This window comes from Bradyrhizobium sp. ISRA436 (assembly GCF_029910015.1).
Classification (GTDB): Bacteria; Pseudomonadota; Alphaproteobacteria; order Rhizobiales; family Xanthobacteraceae; genus Bradyrhizobium.
In genome coordinates this window covers 4,803,353-4,823,945 of sequence record NZ_CP094519.1, presented here as the reverse complement: position 1 = coordinate 4,823,945, position 20,593 = coordinate 4,803,353, and the positions used below count along the sequence as shown (strand labels likewise).

At 63.6% G+C, this 20,593-nt stretch carries 14 protein-coding genes; 5 read left to right on the top strand and 9 right to left on the bottom strand.

Features of this window, described 5'->3' with window-relative positions; all coding sequences use genetic code 11:
• Positions 1 to 73: 73 nt before the first annotated feature.
• The 6 genes from MTX23_RS22770 to MTX23_RS22745 all read right to left on the bottom strand — a co-directional run bounded on the left by MTX23_RS22770 (position 74) and on the right by MTX23_RS22745 (position 8,052).
• Positions 74 to 1,663: a hypothetical protein gene (locus tag MTX23_RS22770; RefSeq protein WP_280972427.1), complete on the bottom strand. Its 1,590-nt coding sequence runs from the start codon at positions 1,661 to 1,663 to the stop codon at positions 74 to 76.
• 429 nt (positions 1,664 to 2,092) lie between these two features.
• Positions 2,093 to 2,311, bottom strand: coding sequence for a formate dehydrogenase subunit delta (locus MTX23_RS22765; protein WP_280972426.1), 219 nt, complete (start codon positions 2,309 to 2,311; stop codon positions 2,093 to 2,095).
• Positions 2,295 to 3,131 (bottom strand): formate dehydrogenase accessory sulfurtransferase FdhD, encoded by an 837-nt coding sequence (gene fdhD / locus MTX23_RS22760; RefSeq protein WP_280972425.1) that lies wholly within the window; start codon positions 3,129 to 3,131, stop codon positions 2,295 to 2,297. The genes MTX23_RS22765 and fdhD overlap by 17 nt, the downstream gene beginning before the upstream one ends.
• Positions 3,132 to 3,133: 2 nt before the next feature.
• Positions 3,134 to 6,010: a formate dehydrogenase subunit alpha gene (gene fdhF, locus MTX23_RS22755; protein WP_280972424.1), complete on the bottom strand. Its 2,877-nt coding sequence runs from the start codon at positions 6,008 to 6,010 to the stop codon at positions 3,134 to 3,136.
• A 12-nt stretch (positions 6,011 to 6,022) separates the two neighbouring features.
• Complete coding sequence (locus MTX23_RS22750; protein ID WP_280972423.1) at positions 6,023 to 7,579, bottom strand: NADH-quinone oxidoreductase subunit NuoF; 1,557 nt, start codon at positions 7,577 to 7,579, stop codon at positions 6,023 to 6,025.
• Positions 7,576 to 8,052, bottom strand: a complete 477-nt coding sequence (locus MTX23_RS22745) for a formate dehydrogenase subunit gamma (protein ID WP_280972422.1) — start codon at positions 8,050 to 8,052, stop codon at positions 7,576 to 7,578. The genes MTX23_RS22750 and MTX23_RS22745 overlap by 4 nt, the downstream gene beginning before the upstream one ends.
• Before the next feature lie 245 nt (positions 8,053 to 8,297).
• On the opposite strand from MTX23_RS22745, the gene MTX23_RS22740 reads away from it, so the two are divergent.
• The 3 genes from MTX23_RS22740 (at position 8,298) to mdoH (ending at position 13,038) form a co-directional block, all read left to right on the top strand.
• Positions 8,298 to 9,194 carry a LysR family transcriptional regulator gene (locus MTX23_RS22740; protein ID WP_280972421.1) on the top strand — a complete coding sequence of 299 codons (897 nt, stop codon included), beginning with the start codon at positions 8,298 to 8,300 and terminating at the stop codon, positions 9,192 to 9,194.
• Between the two features lie 266 nt (positions 9,195 to 9,460).
• On the top strand, positions 9,461 to 10,930 hold the full coding sequence (locus tag MTX23_RS22735; protein ID WP_280978152.1) for a glucan biosynthesis protein G: 1,470 nt from the start codon (positions 9,461 to 9,463) through the stop codon (positions 10,928 to 10,930).
• Entirely contained in the window at positions 10,918 to 13,038 is a 2,121-nt protein-coding gene (mdoH, locus tag MTX23_RS22730; protein ID WP_280972420.1) for a glucans biosynthesis glucosyltransferase MdoH, read from the top strand. The genes MTX23_RS22735 and mdoH overlap by 13 nt, the downstream gene beginning before the upstream one ends.
• Positions 13,039 to 13,046: 8 nt before the next feature.
• Here mdoH and MTX23_RS22725 read toward each other — a convergent pair whose 3' ends face one another.
• Together MTX23_RS22725 and MTX23_RS22720 are read right to left on the bottom strand one after the other, a co-directional pair.
• Complete coding sequence (locus tag MTX23_RS22725) at positions 13,047 to 15,368, bottom strand: ATP-binding protein (RefSeq protein ID WP_280972419.1); 2,322 nt, start codon at positions 15,366 to 15,368, stop codon at positions 13,047 to 13,049.
• A 193-nt stretch (positions 15,369 to 15,561) separates the two neighbouring features.
• Positions 15,562 to 16,944 (bottom strand): cation diffusion facilitator family transporter, encoded by a 1,383-nt coding sequence (locus MTX23_RS22720; RefSeq protein WP_280972418.1) that lies wholly within the window; start codon positions 16,942 to 16,944, stop codon positions 15,562 to 15,564.
• 1,437 nt (positions 16,945 to 18,381) lie between these two features.
• Between MTX23_RS22720 and MTX23_RS22715 the strand changes: the two genes are divergently transcribed.
• A complete protein-coding gene (locus MTX23_RS22715) occupies positions 18,382 to 19,110 on the top strand; it encodes a hypothetical protein (RefSeq protein WP_280972417.1) in 729 nt (242 codons plus the stop codon).
• Between the two features lie 219 nt (positions 19,111 to 19,329).
• On the opposite strand, the gene MTX23_RS22710 is transcribed toward MTX23_RS22715, so the two are convergent.
• Positions 19,330 to 19,758, bottom strand: a complete 429-nt coding sequence (locus MTX23_RS22710) for a hypothetical protein (protein ID WP_280972416.1) — start codon at positions 19,756 to 19,758, stop codon at positions 19,330 to 19,332.
• Between the two features lie 163 nt (positions 19,759 to 19,921).
• Here MTX23_RS22710 and MTX23_RS22705 point away from each other — a divergent pair, with 163 nt between their 5' ends.
• A complete protein-coding gene (locus tag MTX23_RS22705; protein ID WP_280972415.1) occupies positions 19,922 to 20,407 on the top strand; it encodes an aldo/keto reductase in 486 nt (161 codons plus the stop codon).
• Positions 20,408 to 20,593 lie beyond the last annotated feature (186 nt).

The following is a 20,593-nucleotide window of genomic DNA, read 5'->3' as shown; positions in this document are numbered from 1 at the left end:
GGTTTACTCGGCCACACTTGCTCTTGCCTCGTCCGAACGGAGCCGGACGCTACCGGCCGGCGGACTTGCAGAATTAGAAGGTGAAGAAGTTGCCGTGCAGCGCCGCGTGATGCGCGCTGTCTGGAATAGCGTCGACCGAATGGCCCGGGCTAGCGTCGTGCCCTGTGGCTGTGTGGGCTTCGTTCGCGAGCGCGGTCAGATTGCTGTGGGCAGCATTTCCGCCCACTGCAAAACTGTCCCGGTTTGCAGAATTTGCGTCAGTATGCTCCTGGAAGACAAAAGCATTGTTGCCAGCGACTCCAGCTGTGAGCGATGGGAGGCTCGGATGATTGGTTACGGGAGGCGCGAAATCGAAATGAAAGCTGTCCCTTGCACTCTCGGCTGCGTTGGTTTTTTGGCCCGCCGTGGATTCCGGCGCAGTCGGTTGGCTGACGCTCGCGATGTTGTCGCCGACCTCATGGCTATCCAACGAGGTCGACGACTTCGTTGACGCCGACCCGGATGTCGAGGCGGGCGGGTCGCCAAAATACTTCGTCCATGCCGCGGCCTCGAGCGGCTTGTGGTCGGTGGAACCAGTGAAGCCATATGATCCGCCGGAATTGGAATCCCAGATGTTCACGAAGCTGACGTTAACGCCTGACTGATGCAGCGAGTCAGCGAGCCACTTCACGAATGTCGGATTGTCGCTGAGGCCCGCACCGTCATGCGTATTGCCAGCACCCGTCTCGGCAATAGCAAACGGCTTTCCTGCCGATTTGGCGAGATCGATCAGCTGCTGAAGCGTGGTCGCGTGGCCGTCGCTGCCATCGAGCGACCATTGGTTCGAAGCCGGGTAAGTGTAGTAATGCTGCAGATTGACCGGGTCTGACGCCCATTGCTGAACGCTGGAGTCGTAGACTGGTTGGGATGAGTTGAGGACTTGCCCGCTCTTGTCCCAGTCATAGAGGTGGGTCGACGAACCGTACGGATAGACGTCACCGTAGACGTCGGCGGCGATGATGTCGACGTACTTGTCTCCGGGGTACGCGCTCTGGATGGCGTTGCCGGCGTGGCTGTAGTTCGTCACGCTCGGGTTCCACGCCACCTCGATGTTCACGCCCTCGGCCGCGCCCGCGGCATGCAGCACGGTGTAGATGTGCTGGAACGCCTTGACCCAATCGGCGCGCGTCGCCGCGTCGTCGCCGGCATAGGACGGCATGGTGTTGATGTTCATCTCCCAGCCGGGCCTCCAGATCTGGGTCTTGAAGCCATTGTCGGCCCAGGCCTTGACCATGTTCGTCAGCACCGAGTCGTACTTGCCGGCCGCGAAATCCTTGTAGAACTGATCTGGGGTCTCTGAACCCGATGCGGTCGAGGTCATCGGCAGCCCGATCACCGGCGTGACGCCCTTGAGCACCGGCGATTGCGCCATCGATGCTGCATTCCAGCTCGATTGGCCAACCCAATCCGAGACGGGCAGGCGCTGATCGCCATATTGGTCGAGGAACTGCGGCTTGGTTTTCATCAGGGTTGAGAAAGCGTTGAAGTTTGCTTCGAAGCTCGCTTCCTCATTTGAATCAAAATAGTTCGGATTCCCGACGAAAACACCGAGCGGAAACGGCGTTGCGCCGGAAGTGCTCTGACTCATTGGTGGTTTGTCCTCTTGCTGCTCTTTCTCCTTCATTCGTGTCTAAGCGGCCAATGCGTGATAATCGTGTCGCTACCGGCCACCTCATCGCCGCGAGTTTGCCACGCATCTGGCGGCTCAATCGTGATGATGGGAACCACGACACTGTCGGCGTCGAAAGCAATCGGCGATGCGTTGGCGTCCGAGGCTTTGGTTGTAGGGACGGCGCTGATCGCCGATGCCTCACCTACGCCTGCACGACGGGCGCGAGTTCAACGCTATCGCCTGGTGCGGTAGCTCCACGCTGACTGGCATGATTGTGTTGCGCCTCAACCAGGACACGCAGATCGCTTGCGACGATCTTTGCTGTCACACCATTAAGGAGCAGACCTCGCGGTAGCGTTTACGAGGCCGCCGTACCGCGCCAGCACCAATCCTGGGTAAGCTGTCAGCGCGCCTTGGCACGCCTTACAATTCTGTCCGCAGCTAAGTCTGCTTCAGCCTGTTCAGTGCGTCGCGGACGTCGGGATCAAGGCCGGCGCCGCCGGCGTCGATATGGGCGAAGATCTGCTTGCGCATCCGCGGATCCCAGAATTTCCAGATGTGCTCGGAGATGCCCTGCACCGCGCGGTCGCGCCCCTGGCTCTGGAAGAACTTTCCGATCTGGTTCGCCATATAGACGAGCTTGTCAGGCGACGACGACATAAGCGCGCTCCCTGCCGGCCACCGCGCCCGTGACGCGTTCCGGATGCGTAAAGATTTCAAATCCGTCCGACCGCGCGATTGCGGCGAGCGTGATGCCGGCGGCATCAGCCATCCGCACCGCAAGCGCGGTCGGGGCGGAAACCGCGACCATCAGCGGCGCGCCGATCGCCGCGGTTTTCTGCACCATCTCGACCGAGACGCGGCTGGTCAACAGCACCATGCCCTCGCTCGTAACGACCTTGTCCCGCGCCAACGCGCCTGCGAGCTTGTCGAGCGCGTTGTGCCGGCCGACATCCTCGCGCAGGGCCACGATGCCGCGCCCGGGCATCCAGAACGCGGCGGCATGCACGGCGCGGGTCTGGTGATTGATCTCCTGCAGCGGCGCGACGGCCGCCATTGCGGTCATAACCTCGCGCGGCGAGAATGATCGGCCGGCAGCCACGACCGCGGCCGGCCGCACCGCCTCGGCGATGGAATCGATCCCGCAGATGCCGCAGCCGGTAGGGCCAGCAATATGCCGGCGGCGCTCGGCGATCAGCGCGGCCTTCTCCGGCTTGAGCCACATCCTGAGCTCGATGCCGTCGTCGAGCTCGACGATGTCGAGCGTCTCGATCTCGTCGGTGGACTGCACGATGCCTTCGCTGAGGCTGAAGCCGATGGCGAAATCGCCGAGGTCCTCGGGCGAGCCCATCATCACGGCATAAGTGCCGCCATTGTAGGTCAGTGCCAGCGGCGTTTCTTCCGGGATCAGGCGTGTACCGTCGCCGAACGCGCCGTTACGCCAGACGTTCCGGTTCACCTTGTGGACGGGCTCGCGCATCGCTACTCCGCGGCTTCCACGGCAGGCGCGATGCGGCGGGAGTGCCGCGCCTGTTCGTCATAGGCTTTCTGCCAGTCGGTCGGACCGTTCGACGGCGAGACCTGCACGGCGGTGACTTTATACTCCGGACAGTTGGTGGCCCAGTCGGAGAAGTCGGTCGTGATCACGTTGGCCTGGGTGTCTGGGTGATGGAAGGTGGTGTAGACCACGCCGGGCGCGACGCGGTCGGTGATCAGCGCGCGCAGCGTGGTTTCGCCGGCACGGCTCGCCAGCCGCACCCAGTCGCCGTCGCGCACGCCGCGTTGCTCGGCGTCATGGGGATGGATCTCCAGTCGGTCCTCGGCGTGCCAGACCACGTTCTCGGTGCGGCGGGTCTGGGCGCCGACATTGTACTGGCTGAGGATGCGGCCCGTGGTGAGCAGCAGCGGATAGCGCGGGCCGGTGCGCTCGTCGGTCGCGATATACTCGGTGATGATAAACTTGCCCTTGCCGCGCACGAAGCCGCCGATATGCATCACCGGCGTGCCCTGGGGCGCCTTTTCGTTGCAGGGCCACTGCACCGAGCCGAGTTCCTCCAGCTTGGCATAGGAGACGCCGGCGAACGTCGGCGTCAACGCCGCGATCTCGTCCATGATCTCGGACGGATGATTGTAGTGCATCTCGAAACCCATCGCCTTCGCGAGCAGGATGGTGACCTCCCAGTCCGCATATCCGTTCCTCGGTGTCATCACCTTGCGGACGAGCTGGATCCGGCGCTCGGCGTTGGTGAAGGTGCCGTCCTTTTCCAGGAAGGTCGAGCCGGGCAGGAAGACGTGGGCGTAGTTCGCGGTCTCGTTCAGGAAGAGGTCATGGACGATGACGCATTCCATCGACGACAGCGCGGCCACCACGTGCTTGGTGTTGGGATCGGACTGCAGGATGTCCTCGCCCTGCACATAGAGCCCCATGAAGGTGCCCTCGATTGCGGCGTCGAACATGTTGGGGATGCGCAGGCCTGGCTCCTTGTTGAGCTTGACGTTCCACATGGCTTCGAACTGCTCGCGCACCGCGTCGCCGGAGATATGGCGATAACCGGTCAGCTCGTGCGGGAACGAGCCCATGTCGCAGGAGCCCTGCACGTTGTTCTGGCCGCGCAACGGATTCACTCCGACGCCGGGCCGGCCGACATTGCCGGTCGCCATCGCGAGGTTGGCGATCGCGATGACTGTGGTCGAGCCCTGGCTGTGCTCGGTGACGCCGAGACCGTAATAGATCGCGGCGTTGCCTCCGGTGGCGTAGAGCCGGGCCGCCTCGCGGAGATCCTTCGGATCGATACCGGTCATGATCGCGGTCGCTTCCGGGCTGTTCTTCGGCTGCGCAACGAAGGCCGCCCAATCCTCGAACTCGCTCCAGTCGCAGCGCTCGCGCACGAAAGCCTCGTTGACGAGGCCCTCGGTGACGATGACGTGGGCGACCGCGGTGAGCACTGCGACGTTGGTGCCGGGCATCAGCGGCAAGTGCAGCGCCTGCACGTGCGGCGATTCCACCATCTCGGTGCGGCGGGGATCGACTACGATCAGCCTGGCGCCCTGGCGCAGCCGCTTCTTCAGCCGCGAGGCGAACACCGGGTGGGCCGAGGCCGGGTTGGCGCCGATGATCATGACGACATCGGAGTGCTCGACCGAATCGAAATCCTGGGTGCCGGCCGACGTGCCGAAGGTCTGCGACAGGCCATAGCCGGTCGGTGAGTGGCAGACGCGGGCGCAGGTGTCGACATTGTTGTTGCCGAAGCCGGCGCGGATCAGCTTCTGCACCAGATAGGTCTCTTCGTTGGTGCAGCGGGACGAGGTGATGCCGCCGACCGCATCGCGGCCGTACTTCTGCTGGATGCCCTTGAACCTGGCGGCGGCGAAGCCGAGCGCCTCGTCCCATGACACTTCGCGCCAGGGATCCTCGATCCGCTCGCGGATCATCGGCTTCAGGATGCGTTCCTTGTGGGTGGTGTAACCCCAGGCGAAGCGGCCCTTGACGCAGGAATGGCCGCGATTGGCCTTGCCGTCCTTGTAGGGCACCATGCGCACCACTTCCTCGCCGCGCATCTCGGCCTTGAAGGCGCAGCCGACGCCACAATAGGCGCAGGTGGTGACGACGGAATGCTCGGGCTGGCCGATCTCGATCACCGATTTTTCGGTCAGCGTCGCGGTCGGGCAGGCCTGCACGCAGGCGCCGCAGGAGACGCATTCGGAGCCGAGGAAGCTCTCGCTCATACCGGGCGAGACGCGGCTGTCGAAGCCGCGACCGGCAATCGTCAGCGCGAAGGTGCCTTGCACCTCCTCGCAGGCGCGGACGCAGCGCGAGCAGACGATGCATTTCGAGGGATCGTAGGTGAAATAGGGATTGGATTCGTCCTTCGGCATCCAGGCCGGATTGGCCGCGCCGTTGGACTTGGCGAAGACGTGGTTCTCGCCCTCATAGCCGTAGCGCACGTCGCGCAAGCCGACTGCGCCCGCCATGTCCTGCAATTCGCAGTCGCCGTTCGCGGCACAGGTCAGGCAGTCGAGCGGATGGTCGGAGATGTAGAGTTCCATCACGCCCTTGCGCAGCTTCTTCAGCCGCTCGGTCTGGGTGTGCACGACGAGGCCCGGCATCACGGGCGTGGTGCAGGAGGCGGGCGTGCCCGCGCGTCCTTCGATCTCGACAAGGCAGAGCCGGCACGAACCGAACGCATCGACCATGTCGGTCGCGCAGAGTTTTGGGATCTGGGTGCCGGCCTCTATCGCGGCGCGCATGATCGAGGTGCCCTCGGGCACCGTGACCGGCTTGCCGTCGATGGTCAGCGTGACCATCGTCTCGGACTTCGATTCTGGCGTGCCGAAATCGGTTTCGTGGATCAGCGACATCGTGATCTCCTGTTATTCCGCGGCCTGCAGCCGGGCCGGTGCCGGGCCGAAATCTTCCCGGAAGTGTTTCAGTGCGCTCATCACGGGGTAGGGCGTGAAGCCGCCGAGTGCGCAGAGCGAGCCGAACTTCATGGTGTTGCAGAGGTCCTCGACCACCGCGAGGTTCTCGGCGACGCGTTCCCCATTGATGATCTTGGTGATGGTCTCGACGCCGCGGGTCGAGCCGATCCGGCACGGCGTGCACTTGCCGCAGGATTCGATGGCGCAGAACTCCATCGCAAAGCGCGCCTGCTTCGCCATGTCGACGCTGTCGTCGAACACCACCACACCGCCGTGGCCGATCAGGCCGCCGCGCGCGGCGAACGCCTCATAGTCGAACGGCGTGTCGAACAAGGCACGTGGGAAATAGGCCCCGAGCGGACCGCCGACCTGCACCGCGCGGACCGGGCGGCCTGTGAAGGTGCCGCCGCCGATGTCGTCGACGAGCTCGCCGAGCGTCACGCCGAACGCGGTCTCGAACAACCCGCCATATCGGATATTGCCGGCGAGCTGGATCGGCATGGTGCCGCGCGAGCGGCCCATGCCGAAATCGGCATAGGCCTTGGCGCCATTGTCCAGGATGAAGGGGATTGCCGCGAACGACAGGACGTTGTTGATCACGCTGGGACGGCCGAACAGGCCCTTGTGCGCCGGCAGCGGCGGCTTGGCGCGCACGATGCCGCGGCGTCCCTCGAGGCTTTCGAGCAGCGAGGTTTCCTCGCCGCAGACATAGGCTCCGGCGCCGACGCGCACCTCGAGGTCGAAGCTGTGCGTGGAGCCGCCGATGCGATCGCCGAGGAAGCCGGCACGCTTCGCGGCCGCAATCGCCGCGTTCATGGCCTCGACCGCGTGCGGATATTCCGAGCGGATGTAGATGTAGCCCTTGGCGGCGCCGACCGTGATGCCGGCGATCGTCATGCCTTCGATCACGACGAAGGGGTCGCCCTCCATGATCATGCGGTCGGCGAAGGTGCCGCTGTCGCCCTCATCGGCATTGCAGACGATGTATTTGCGGTCGGCATTCGCCTGCGTCACCGTCTTCCACTTGATGCCGGTGGGGAAGCCGGCGCCGCCGCGGCCGCGCAGGCCCGATGTGGTGACGTCCGCAAGGATCTGGTCCGCCGTCAACGTCAGCGCCCGCTCCAGGCCCTTGTAGCCGCCATGGGCGCGATAGTCGTCGACCGAGCGCGGATCGACCACGCCACAGCGCGCGAAGGTCAGGCGGGTCTGCCGCTTCAGCCAGGGAATTTCGTCTGCGATACCGAGCCGCAGCGAATGCGGGCCATTGCTTGCCATCGCATCGAGCAGGGCAGGGACGTCCGCCGACGTGACCGGGCCAAACGCGACGCGACCCTGCGCCGTCGCCAGCTCGACCATCGGCTCCAGCCAGTAGAGCCCGCGCGAGCCGGTCCTGACGATCTCGACAGCGACGCCGCGCGCGGCGGCGGCCTGCGCGAACGCCAGGGCAACGTCATCGGCGCCGACCGCGATCGCGCCGGCATCGCGGGGGATGAAGATCCGCATCGTCATCGCTGCGCCTCCGCGACCAGGGCGTCGATCCGCGCCTCGTCGAGCCGTCCGACCACGCGGCCATCGAGCATTGCCGACGGGGCGGTGGCGCAGAGGCCGAGGCAGTAGATCGGCTCCAGCGTCACGCGCTGATCCGCCGTGGTGTTGCCGAGGGAGACGCCGAGCCTGGCCTCAGCCCGCGCCGCCAGCGCGTCGCCGCCAGCGGCCTGGCAGGCCTCGGCGCGGCACAGCTTCAGGACATGGCGCCCGGCCGGTTGTTTGCGGAAGTCGTGGTAGAAGGTGAATACGCCGTGCACCTCGGCGCGGGACAGATTGAGCGCTTGCGCGACCATCGGGATCGCCGGCTCCGGTACGTAGCCGAACGCCTCTTGCAGCGCGTGGAGGATGACCAGCGTGGCGCCTTCGAGCTTGGCATGTTTTGCGATGATTTCGGCGCCGCGCGCCTCGTCCCAAGGTTCGTATTCCGACGTCATCCGCGCTCTCACGATCAGTTTTTCGACTGCCGTATGAGAGTTGGAATCCTTCGAAACATCAATAAAGCCGTCTCATGCGGCGATTGCGAAACGCGATTAATAGCATGGCAGAATGGGGTGATTTGGGATCGCAATAATGGCCTGAAATCACGAACTTCCGCCGTGCTTTTGGGGTTAGTATCGCGCCGCGGCCGTGCTACTTGTGACTGTGTTGGGACACCGTTTTCGCGATGGGGGTTTGATCCTTGATCGACAAGCTGGAACTTCTGTTGGCGCTGGCCAAGGAACGGCATTTCGGGCGGGCTGCGGAGGCCTGCGGCGTCACCCAGCCGACCATGTCGACCAGCCTCAAGCAGCTCGAGGAAATCCTTGGCGTCATGCTGGTGCAGCGCGGCTCCCGCTTCCAGGGGTTCACGCCGGAGGGCGAACGCACGCTCGACTGGGCGCGACGAATCGTCGGCGACGCGCGCGCGATGAAGCAGGAGATCAACAGCCTCAAGGACAAGCTGTCGGGCGAAATCCGCATCGCCGCGATCCCGACCGTGCTCGGCATGGTGGCGTCGCTGACGACGCCGTTCCGCGCGCGCCACCCCGACGTGCGCTTCCGCATCCAGTCCTGCACCTCGGCCGATGTGCTCGGCCTTCTCGAAAATCTCGAGGTCGATGCCGGGCTGACCTATATCGAGAACGAGCCGATCGGCAAGGTCCGCACCATTCCGCTCTACAACGAGAGCTATCGCCTGTTGACGGCGCCCGATGCCATGTTCGGCGACCGCAAGCAGGTGACGTGGAAGGAAGTGGGCACTGTGCCGCTCTGCCTGCTGACGCCCGACATGCAGAACCGTCGCATCATCGATCGCGCGCTAACCTCGGTCGGCGGCGAGGCGACGCCGACGCTCACCTCGAATTCGCTGCTCGTGCTCTACACCCATGTGAAGACCGGGCGCTGGGCGAGTGTGATGCCTGCGAAGCTTGCGGAGACGCTCGGACTGGCCGACGCCGTTCGCAGTATCCCGATTGTCGATCCGGTTGTGGACTACAGCATCGGCATGGTGATCCCGCAACGCGATCCGATGACGCCCCTGATCGCGGCCTTGGTGCAAGTCGCGCGTGAGGTCGCGCCGACGCTGGAGACGCAGTAGCACTCGGCAATCAGCCGAGGCGCTTCCGCGACGGTTCCCGCTTGCGCCAATCGCCGGTCCGCGCCCGCTACGAAGCGGTTGCCGCTTTGTCTCCTTGCTTTGGAGAAAGCCGCACCGCTCCGTCCCCAAGCAATCTTCTCGTGCACGCTGCGACGATGGAACTCCGCGACCGCTCGGCGGTTTCATTGCGGCGTCCCGATCAGCCAGCAGGAGATGCCTTGAATCGCCGCCAACTACTCCATGGATCGGCCATGTTGCCGACACTGATGCTCTTGCCGCGGCGAGAGGCCGCAGCCGCAGGGAACGCGTCGGACGCACCCTTCAACCCTTCCATGGTGAGGGAGCTTGCCCGCAATCTCGCCAGCAAGTCGTTCGAGGCGCCGGATGAGAAGTTGCCTGGCGGCCTGAAGGACCTGACCTACGATCAGTACCGATCGATCCGCTTCCTGCCCGAGCACGCGCTTTGGCGTGGTGAGAAACTGCCTTTCCAGGCGCAGTTCTTCCACCGCGGCTTTTTCTACAAGAATAAGGTCACCATCTTCGAAGTCGCTGACGGCAAGGTCAGCGAAATCCGCTACAGCAAGGACGATTTTTCGTTCGGTGAGAAGGTGCCTGCCTTCACCGAGACTGACCTCGGTTTTGCCGGATTTCGCATCCACGCGCCGATCAACAAGCCGGACTACTACGACGAGGTCTGTGTCTTCCTGGGGGCGAGCTATTTCCGCGCCGTCGCCAAGGATGAGATCTACGGCCTGTCGGCGCGCGGTCTGTCGATCGACACCGGTGAGGCAAAGGGCGAGGAGTTTCCGTACTTCAAGGCGTTCTGGCTCGAGCGGCCCGTGCCCAACGCGACCTCGCTCGTCATTCATGCCTTGCTCGACAGCAAGAGTTGCGCGGCGAGCTATCGCTTCACGATCAGGCCTGGGAAAACGACGGTGTTCGACGTCGAGGCATCGCTCTATCCGCGTTCTGATCTCGAGCACGCCGGCCTGGCGCCGATGACGAGCATGTTCTTCTTCGGGCCCAACGATCGCAATGACGTCGATGATTTTCGGCCCTCCGTGCACGATTCCGACGGGCTTGCGATCTACAACGGTAAGGGCGAGAGCCTCTGGCGTCCGCTGAGCAATCCGCGCGACCTCCAGATCAGCACGTTCCAGGACGTCAATCCGCACGGGTTCGGGCTGATGCAGCGGGAAAAGAATTTCTTCGCCTATCAGGACATCGAATCGCGCTTCGAGAAACGTCCAAGCCTGTGGGTCGAACCGATCGGCGACTGGGGCGAGGGCGCGGTCATCCTGATCGAGATTCCGACCAAGGAAGAGATCCACGACAACATCGCGGCGTTCTGGCGGCCGAAGGCGCCGCTCAAGGCCAAGAGCGAGAACAATCTCACCTATCGCCTGCATTGGGGGCCGGACGCGCCAAAGCCCCATTCCCTTGCGCGCTTCACACGGAGCGGCATCGGCGCCCGTGGCGAGGACAGCAAGCTGTTCGTGCTCGACCTGATCGGAGACAATCTGAAGGGAATCGATCCCAATAGCGTCAAGGGTGTCGTGACGGCTGAAAAATCCGAAGTCACGAACATCGTCACGCAACCGAACCCGAACACAGGCGGATGGCGGCTCAGCTTCCAATGCGCAGTCAAGAAGGACCCAATCGAGCTTCGGGCCTTTCTTGCCGCGCAGGATGACAAGCCGCTTTCGGAGATCTGGGTCTATCGATGGGCGCCATAGTCACGTCGCCTAACTCCGACGTTGCCGTAGCGGCCGGCGGCTTCCTTCCGCAGGAGAGCCCGCTTGCGATGTCGGCGGCGGATCTTGGCCAAGCGCCGCGCGCAGTCGGGTGGCCGGTGTCGGTTGGCGCGGAGATGGTCATGCGCCGCGCGTTCGTCCTGGTGCTGACGGCGGCGCTGACCGGCGCGGGCGCCTACGAGATGTACATGGTGGTCCAGGTCGGCGGCGTGACGATCATGGAAGGCATGGTGCTGGCGCTGTTCGTCGCGCTGCTCGCCTGGATCGCCTTTTCGTTCGCGTCGGCGCTTGCCGGCTTTTTCGTCCTGCTTCGACGCAAGGGGAACGCCTTGCCCATCCGCGGCGATGGTCCATTGCCGCCGATCGCGAGCCGGACTGCGGTGCTGCTTCCGACCTACAACGAGAATCCACATCAATTGATGGCGCGGCTGCGCGCCATCTACGAGTCGGTCGAGGCGGCCGGACGGGCTGAAAGCTTCGACTGGTTCGTGCTGAGCGACACGCGCGATCCCGATATCTGGATCGCCGAGGAGCGGGCGTTCCTCGACCTGTGCGACGCCTGCGGTGCGCGGCGGCTCTACTACAGGCATCGGGCCGACAACACGGCGCGGAAATCAGGCAATATCGGCGAGTGGATCACGCGGTTCGGCGGCGCCTACCAATTCATGATCGTTCTCGACGCCGACAGCCTGATGTCGGGCGACACCATGGTGCGGATGGTTCATGCCATGGAGAGCAATCCACGGGCAGCGCTGATCCAGACGCTGCCGGTGATCGTCAATGCGCGCAGCCTGTTCAGCCGCCTGCAGCAGTTTGCCGGCCGGCTGTACGGGCCGATGATCGCCGCCGGTGTCGCGTGGTGGCATGGCTCCGAGGGCAACTATTGGGGGCACAATGCCATCATCAGGATTGAGGCATTTGCGGAGCAGGCGGGCCTGCCCGAACTGTCCGGACGAAAGCCGTTCGGCGGGCATATCCTGAGCCACGATTTCGTCGAGGCGGCGCTGATGCGACGCGCCGGCTGGGGCATCTACATGGCGCCGGTGCTGGGCGGCAGCTTCGAGGAGGTACCGCCGTCGCTACTGGATTTTGCCGCGCGCGACCGGCGCTGGTGCCAGGGCAATCTCCAGCATCTCGCTTTGCTGGCGACGCGCCGCCTGCACTGGATTTCGCGACTGCACTTCATGACCGGGATCGGCTCCTACATCACCGCGCCGCTCTGGCTTTCGTTCCTGCTGCTCGGAATCCTGATCTCGTTGCAGGCGCGCTTCGTCCGTCCGGAGTATTTTCCAAAGGGCTTTTCGCTGTTTCCCAATTGGCCGGCTCAGGATCCCGTGCTCGCCGCGTGGGTCTTTGGCCTTACCATGGCGCTTCTGATCATACCGAAGCTGCTCGGCTTCGTCCTGTTGCTGACGCGGCGGGACGCGCGCCGGCAATTCGGCGGCGGCTTTCGGGCATTTTCAGGTGTCATTGCCGAGGTGGTGATTTCGGCGATGATCGCGCCTGTCATGATGGTCTTCCAGTCGATTGCAGTCGTCGAAATCCTGCTCGGGCGGGATGCGGGCTGGCAGACGCAGCGGCGCGACGACGGCGAGGTCGAGCGGCGGGAGCTCTATCGGAAATATGGCATCCCAACCGCGTGCGGTGTCGCGATGGCCGCAAGTGCCTATGCAGTGTCGTTTCCACTGCTGCTGTGGATGTCGCCTGTGATCGTCGGCCTGCTGTTTGCGATCCCGATCGGGGCCTGGACCGCGAAGCCTCGGATGCGAGCGCTGTTCGTGACGCCGGAAGAAGCGGCGCCGCCTCGTGTGCTGGTTCGCGCCAACGAACTGGCTTCGTCGCCCGCACCCGCGTCCGCCCCTGCGCTCGCGGTGCTGCGGCAGGATTCCGGATTGCTGCATCGTCATCTCTCGTCGCTCCCGCCGGCCAAGCGCGGCGGTCCGGGCGAGATCGATCTTCATCTTGCGGTGGCGCGCGCGCGGATCGAGGCAAGCGAAAGCTTTGACGAGGCGGTTGACCATCTCACCCCGCGCGAGACGCTTGCCGTCCTCGGCGATTCTGCCCTGCTGGCGGGGGTGCTTGCGAAGTAACCTGGAGTCTACGCCGCTTCCGGCAGCTTTGCCTGCAGCCTGCGCGGGTCACGGGGCAGCGTGACGCGGACTACGGTGCCGACGCCGAGCTTGGAGCGCAGCCGCATCGAGCCGCCGTGCAGGTTGGTGAGCGAACGTGCGATCGCAAGGCCGAGGCCGGAGCCCTGATAGCTCTTGGTGAGCTGGCTTTCGACCTGCTCGAACGGCTTGCCGAGCCGCCGCAGCGACTCCGGTGCGATTCCGATGCCGCTGTCGGCGATCAAGAGCACAATCGAGTCGTTCAACATCTGACCGCGCACCAGCACGCGGCCGTTGTCGGGAGTGAACTTCACCGCATTGGAGAGCAGGTTGACGATGATCTGCTTGACCGCGCGGCGGTCGGCGACCACCGAGATCGTGCTTTCGATGTTCGATTCCAGGGACAGCCCCTTGTCCTCGGCACGGCCGGAGACGACCCGCAGGGACTCCGCGAGGATGCCGGAGATGTCGAGCGGCTCCATGTCGAACTTCATGCGGCCGGCCTCGATCTTCGACATGTCGAGGATGTCGTTGATGACTTCGAGCAGGTATTTCCCCGATGTCAGGATGTCGTGGCAATATTCCTGATACTTGTCCGAGCCGAGGGCGCCGAACAGCCCGCTGCCCATGATCTCGGAGAAGCCGATGATGGCGTTGAGCGGCGTGCGCAGCTCGTGGCTCATATTGGCCAGGAATTTCGACTTCGCGGCATTGGCGTCCTCGGCGCGGGTCTTTTCCTGCGAGTACTTTTCGGCGAGATCGGCGAGCTCGACGGCCTGCCGTTCCAGCTCGGACTGCGAGCGCTTGAGGTCGGCCACGGTGGCGCGCAGGCGCAGATCGTTGTCGACCAGCTTCTGCTCGTGCGCCTTGATGCGGGTGATGTCGGTGCCGACCGAGACGTAGCCGCCGTCCTTGGTGCGCCGCTCGCTGATATGCAGCCAGCTGCCGTCGTCGAGTTGAGCCTCGAAGGTGCGCGCGCCGGGCGCCGGCGTGCCGCTCTCGTGCAGGCGGCTGCGAACCTCCGGCATGCTGCCGACCTCGATCACCGTCTCGTAGGAGGTGCCGGGGATGACGGCGGAGTCCGGCAGCTTGTGCAGCCGCTGGAAATGGGAGTTGCAGAGCACCAGGCGGTCGTCGGCGTCCCAGAGCACGAAGGCTTCCGGGATGGTCTCGATCGCATCGCGCAGCCTCAGGTCGGCTTCGACGCTCTTCTCGGCGAGGCTCTTCTGCTCGGTGATGTCGACGGCGATGCCGATCAGATGCAGGCCGCCGTCGGCGGCGGCGTGGCTGAGCTCGCAGCGCACGCGCAGCCAGATCCAGTGACCGCCGACATGCTGCATGCGGAAGCTCTGGTCGATATGGTCGATCTTGCCCGAGATCAGCTGGTCGGCGATGTCGAACAGGTTGATGTCGTCGGATTTCACCAGCGCGTTGACCTCGCCGAAGGTGAGCAGGTCGTTGCGGGAGTCGAGCCCGAGCAGGGTGAACATCGACTGCGACCAGAAGATCCTGCCCCGCGACAGATCCCAGTCCCACAGCCCGCAGCGGCCGCGATTGAGCGCGGTATCGATCCGGCCGCGCACGGCGTCGTTGATCAGGTCGCCTTCGCGGGCGCGGGTCGACTGCCAGTGGAAGGCGAAGCCCAGGATCAGCACCACGAAGCTCGTGGTCGCCGACAGCGTCACCGAGAGCGCCGCGTCCGATCCCCAGATCGGTTCGTTCATTTCCTGGATGACCACGATCTGGCCCGGCAGCGACTTGACGAGCCGCGAGATCGCCAGTGCGCCGCTGCCGTTGGGCAGCGTCATGTCGTTGACCACGCCCTGCTGGCCGGGCGCGACCAGCAATTGCGCGGTGGAGATGACGTCGAGGATGCGGTCGCTCTCGCCAAGGCCCTCGATCGGCACGCGCGCCAGCACGCGGTGATCCGCGCTGGTGATGATGACGTGGCGGCCGAGCGCGATGCCCCAGGACGGGATCAGGTCGGGCAGCAGTTCCTGCAGACGCTCGATGTTGTTCAGCCGGTCGCGACGCACCGAGGTCAGGCGGTCGAGACGTTCGGCCAGGATGTCGGAGAGCGCGGCGAGATCACGCTTCATCGCCCCGCGCTTCTGGCGGTTCTGGTCGATCACCTGGACGAAGGCGCCGAGGCAGATGGTGATCAGGAAGGCGATGATGAGAGTCGGGACAGCGCGGCGCAGTGCAGGCTCGGCCGTCAGAAGCCTGAGATACGCCGGTTTCGCGATCGACTGCGCCAATCCCTTGATCGAATCGGATTGGACGCACGCGTTCGCTGCATGCGCGCGCGCCATGCCCTAGACCCCCACGCTAAGCTGGTTTTTACCCGGTTCGGAATGCACCCCACGTCGCATCCGAATCAAGATGATTTGAATCCAGTTTTTCGGAGCTGTCGAGAGTCAACGATTCGTTAATGCGAAATAATTCTTGTCCAAGAGAGAATCGGTGGTCGCAAAACGAGTCCGAAACGGGAACGGCTCCGTAGAACTACGCGCGCGGCGGCTCGGCGTGACTGATCACGCGCTTGATGGTCGGGAACGCGCGGCGCAGCGCGCGCTCGATCTCGTCGACGCTGTCGTGCACCTTGATCACGCTCATCGAGGGAGCGGCACGGCAGTGGAAGTTGACGATCTCGCCGGCGTCGGTGTCGCGGACCCGCACATTGTGGATGTCATGGATCGCGCCGCCGTCGGCGGCGAAGCGGGTCAGCGCGGCCTTGATGGTATCGACACGCTCGGGAGCCGCGTCGGTGCCCCACGGCAGTTCCGGCTGCAGCGGCTCGATATGGGTGTCGACCTCGACGTCCTCGCCGAAGTCCTCGCGGATCGCGCGCTCGAGGTCGTGGGCGATCGCGTGCGCCGCGGTCAGCTCCATCTCGCCGTCGACCTCGAGGTCGATGCCGACGATCAGCTTGCCGCCGAGATCGTGAACTGTGACGTGGTGGATGGCGAGGCCGGAATTGCGCGCGATCACCATGATGCGCTCGCGCACGCTCTCATTGTCGCGTGCGACCGGGACCGCGGTGAAGGTCAGGTCGGCGTCGCCGAACGTCCTGGTCACCGCTTCCTGCGCCCTGCGCTTGATTTCCTCGACGCGGTCGATCGGATAGGTGCGCGGCACCTTGGCGATCGCATCGATGAAGTGGGTCGCCCCGACCATGCGGACGCGCAGCCGGTCGACGTCGACGACGCCGGGCACCGCCTTGATCGCGGCGGTGGCCTGCTCCAGCGCACCTTCGGGCGCGCGGTCGAGCAGGGTCTCGACCGTCTCGCGCGCCATCCGGAGGCCCAGCAGGGCGATCATGACCGCGACCGCGATCGCGGCGGCGGCATCGCCCCACCAGTAGCCGAGCCCCGCCAGCACCAGGCCGACAATGACGGCCGTCGAGCCCATCACGTCGGAGGCGAAATGCAGCGCGTCGGCGGCAAGCGCCTGGCTCTTGGTGTCGCGCGCCGCGCGGTGCAGCGCGCGGGCGCGCCACAGGTTCACGAGGATGTCGAGCACGAGGACGACGAATGGAATGGCTGAGATGGTGGGCGGCGGCGTTCCCTCGCGCAGGTGGCTGTAGGCCTGAACCAGGATGCCGCCGGCCAGCACATAGAGCAGGGCGATGATGCCGAGCGCGGAGACGCTCTCGAACTTGCCGTGCCCGTAATGATGCTCGGCGTCCGCCGGCTGGTCCGACACCCGCACCACCGCCCAGGTGATGATGGTCGCCACCAGGTCGATCGTGGAGTGCAGCGCCTCGGAGATCAGGGCGAGCGATCCGATCGCGACGCCGACCACGAACTTCGCCGCGGCCATGCCGCCGCTGGCGAGGACCGAGATCGCTGCGACCGATGTCTTGGTGCTGGGTGCGTGGGCTGTCATGGCCGGCGGTTTAGCAGGGAGCAGGCGAACATCAAGTGTTACTCTCGACACGCAATCGCCACTCACTTGCAACAGGAGAGATGTTGCGAATTAATCCGAATTCAGAAACCGTCTCGCGCAAGTTCAGCGGCCTACTTCAGGTGCGGATTCACGTTCTCGCGGCGCGTTTCGCCCGAGCCTTGCAAAATCGTTCGCCCTCAAAGCAAGAGGGCGCAGGGAATGCCGGGTGCGCGCTGCACCCGCGGTCTCGTGTGCAAAAGTGGATAAGGAAACGCACACGAGCATACAGGTTCAGCGGGAGACACTCCGGCATTCCCTGCGCGATGGTTTTACGGCTTATACCTGCTCTCCCCGGCGAGACCGGGCTTTGTTGTCACCGCCCTTGCAAGACGCGTGGCGTCTTGCAAGAGGACACCAGCCACTGGGGCGTCAGGACCACACGATTTCACCGTCCGCCTCATGCGCACTCGTCAGTCGCGCAATCCGCGTCCACCGCATCTCACCGCAACACTCGTGACGATCGCGATGCGCCCCTCAATCGGGTGAGACGGGTGGATTCATACACTGATTTTCAATTCCGATAAACAGAAATATTTTTGCCGGCAATGCTTGACGGGTTTTGTTGAGTTGCCCGTCGTGTCCAATGGGCAACACCCAGACCGTGACGGACACCTCCGTAGGATGGAGTGAACCGAGAACCGCAAGCCCATCATCTCAGGTGAAATTGATGGGTGCACCATCTTTTGAAATCTGCTTCGAGAACCTCAGCGAGCTTCTTGACGTTTCGGTTCTATCGAGACTGGCTCATCCGTGAGGCTCGGCACGGATACGGTTGGTTTGATCCGCAAGTCCGCCTTATGGCCGCCAAATAGAGCTCAACCGCTCGGTAAAGCTCCAGCATACAAGCAGGCTCCTTCCTCGTCGGAGAGTTCATAGCGCATGATTCAGTCCCTTCGGTCGGGCCTTGGATCATGGCTTGCGAGCCAGCTTTAATGAGCGTTGGTCAACCGCGGCTTGGTCGCGATGTCTTCCGTCTCAACTGCAACCTGAGGACGAGCTAGTGAACGAACTTTCCTCGCATGGCTGTATTCATCGCGGCGCTTTTCTCGGCTGGGGTAGCGGCGCTTCCGCTTCTGGTTGCCCCTCCGGCTGGATGCCCCGGCTGGCATCTTTCCTGGTCCGAAGGCACGCCGTGGGGTTTGTTGGTGGGATGGCCGCTTGCGACACCAGCGCTTCCGCTTTTCATCGCCATTCGGTGGGACTGGTCTATTCGAAAACAGGCTGAAGCTGACAGTTCGCCAGTACTGATGCCGAGTGAGTACGTGTTGGCTCGCCCTTGTCTTCTCGGAGCCACATGGTCCCAAATTCCGTCGTTGATGGTCCTCGACTGCTTAATCAGGTAGCTGCCGCGATGTCTTGCAAGCGAGCTTTCTATCAATGATCAAGCGCGGTCTGTCGGTATTCGATCCGCCTAAAGACCTGGTCGACGCCTCTGGCGTCACACCCAAGCTGGGTGAAGACGAGCGGGTTATCTGGATAGGCACGCCAGGATGGTTCAGTACTTTCTTCTGCTCAACGGCAGTTCCTACGTGGGGAGCTTTTTTCCTGGCGCTTTTCGCGTACCATGGAATCTATACGCTAACACCCGAGCAACACGCCATTGAAGGGCTCGTAAGAGGACGATGGATCGTTGTCTGTGTGATAATCATATTTGCTTTCATACCTCAGTTATTCGCGCTGCACATAGGCGGCGCCTTTGCGTATATTCTCACGACAAGACGAATGATGGTGAAAGTAGATCAGACGAGAATGCTCGTCAGATTGCTTAGGTATTTCAGGAGCGTCGCCGACACGGATGGCTTTGCTTCCTATGATTTGAGATACCTCAACGGCGCTCGTGTCTATGCCGGCTTGTGGAGCTACGGAAATGTAAGCGTCCGCTGTTATGTTGGCTCGTTCGGTGAACTCAGACACGAAATATATGAATCCGAGCCAGTTTTTCGTGACCGCAGATTCGTAAAAGTCTGGCGCAGATTGCCTCACTTCCGTTTGGCCGAGACACCTTGCAACGTGTACTTCGGTATCAAGGATGTGGGCAGGCTTGGTGATGTTCTAAATGACCAATGCGCGGCTGATGTTGAGCGCACAGCTTCCCGGCGACGCTGACACGAAAGCTAAAGGTCATCGGGACTATTCGGCGGACTGCTCTAAGTTATAAGCATGTCCGGAAATGGCCCTTCTGCGACCTCGGCCAATGTCCGCTCTTCCGCCGCTATTGAGAGTTGAACGGACATCAGTCGGCCGGTCGCTTAACGAGTACACGCCCTACTCATGCTGAGTGTGCCGTGCTAGGCTGCTGCGCGCGCTTGTTGCGTCTGCGGACACTCAGCCACGGCGGCAAATACCAGGGTTGAGGAACAGCCGTTCAGTCTTGCGTAGTGTCCACTCCCTCGGAGGACGGCGATGCAATTGCGGGTCTTTGGGCGCACCGGAATGCAGCTCTCGGTCCTGGGCTTCGGCTGCGGTGCCGTGGGCGGATTGATGGTGCGTGGTGATGCTGCCGACCAGGAGCGTACGGTTGCGCGGGCGATCGCCGCTGGCGTCAATTATTTCGACACAGCGGTTCAGTACGGCAATGGCGCGTCGGAGCAGAACCTTGGCCGCGTCTTGCGGCAGCTGAAGCCGCCCAATGTGGTCGTCGGTACCAAGGTCCGATTGCAGCCCGGTGAGTATGGCCGCGTTGCCGATGCCGTCAGGCTTTCGCTCGAAGGCAGCTTGGCTCGCCTCGGCCTCGATCAGGTCGACATCTTTCATCTGCACAATCCGATCACCGAAGCCGGCGGCGGTGCGGCGCTCAGCGTGCGGCAAGTGCTGGACGAGGTGGTGCCGGCGTTCGCGCGCCTGCGTGACCAGGGGAAGGTTCGTTTCCTCGGCATGACGGCCGTCGGCGAGACCGTGGCCTTGCAGCGGGTGATCGATGCCCGCTTTCTTCGACAGCGCGCAGGTCGTCTACAACATGCTCAATCCATCGGCCGGGGAGGATCTGCCACCGAGCTATCCGGCGCAGGACTATGGCCGATTGTTCGACCACACCAAGTCTGCCGGCGTCGGCGTCGTGGGCATCCGTGTGCTCGCCGGTGGCGCGTTGTCTGCGTCAGCCGAGCGTCATCCGATTGCGGGCCCGGCGCCCGAGCCGATCGGTTCGGCGATGAGCTACGATACCGACATCGATCGCGCGCGTCGACTGCTGCCGCTGGTCCAGGACGGATTTGCTGCAAGCCTGACCGAAGCCGCCACGCGGTTCGCGCTGTCGCATCCGGCCATGGGCACGATCCTGGTTGGAATGGCGACGCCGCAACAGTTCGAGGAGGCTCTCGCGGCAGTTCAGAAAGGCCCGCTGCCGCAAGCTGCGCTCGACAGGCTGTCAGCCTTGCAGCAGGCCTTTTCCGGCGAGACGCGCTGATCATCATTGCGACGGACAACTGCGCTTGTTGGCTGCATGATGCGCGGTCCGCTACAGCGTCACCACGATCTTGCCGAGGTGCTTGTTCGCTTACATGTGCTGGAACGCGCCACCGATGAACGCTGCTCCTCCTCGCGCGCAGTCGAAGAAGCTCTGTTCAGTCATGTTGCTGACGCAATCTCTGTC

Coding starts and splice junctions, on each gene's coding strand:
- MTX23_RS22770 (WP_280972427.1), bottom strand. CDS start 1,663: ATGAAGGAGAAAGAGCAGCAAGAGGACAAACCACCAATGAGTCAGAGC.
- MTX23_RS22765 (WP_280972426.1), bottom strand. CDS start 2,311: ATGTCGTCGTCGCCTGACAAGCTCGTCTATATGGCGAACCAGATCGGA.
- fdhD (WP_280972425.1), bottom strand. CDS start 3,131: ATGCGCGAGCCCGTCCACAAGGTGAACCGGAACGTCTGGCGTAACGGC.
- fdhF (WP_280972424.1), bottom strand. CDS start 6,010: ATGTCGCTGATCCACGAAACCGATTTCGGCACGCCAGAATCGAAGTCC.
- MTX23_RS22750 (WP_280972423.1), bottom strand. CDS start 7,579: ATGACGATGCGGATCTTCATCCCCCGCGATGCCGGCGCGATCGCGGTC.
- MTX23_RS22745 (WP_280972422.1), bottom strand. CDS start 8,052: ATGACGTCGGAATACGAACCTTGGGACGAGGCGCGCGGCGCCGAAATC.
- MTX23_RS22735 (WP_280978152.1), top strand. CDS start 9,461: ATGCTCTTGCCGCGGCGAGAGGCCGCAGCCGCAGGGAACGCGTCGGAC.
- mdoH (WP_280972420.1), top strand. CDS start 10,918: ATGGGCGCCATAGTCACGTCGCCTAACTCCGACGTTGCCGTAGCGGCC.
- MTX23_RS22725 (WP_280972419.1), bottom strand. CDS start 15,368: ATGGCGCGCGCGCATGCAGCGAACGCGTGCGTCCAATCCGATTCGATC.
- MTX23_RS22720 (WP_280972418.1), bottom strand. CDS start 16,944: ATGACAGCCCACGCACCCAGCACCAAGACATCGGTCGCAGCGATCTCG.
- MTX23_RS22715 (WP_280972417.1), top strand. CDS start 18,382: ATGATCAAGCGCGGTCTGTCGGTATTCGATCCGCCTAAAGACCTGGTC.
- MTX23_RS22710 (WP_280972416.1), bottom strand. CDS start 19,758: ATGAAAGATGTCGACCTGATCGAGGCCGAGGCGAGCCAAGCTGCCTTC.
- MTX23_RS22705 (WP_280972415.1), top strand. CDS start 19,922: ATGCCCGCTTTCTTCGACAGCGCGCAGGTCGTCTACAACATGCTCAAT.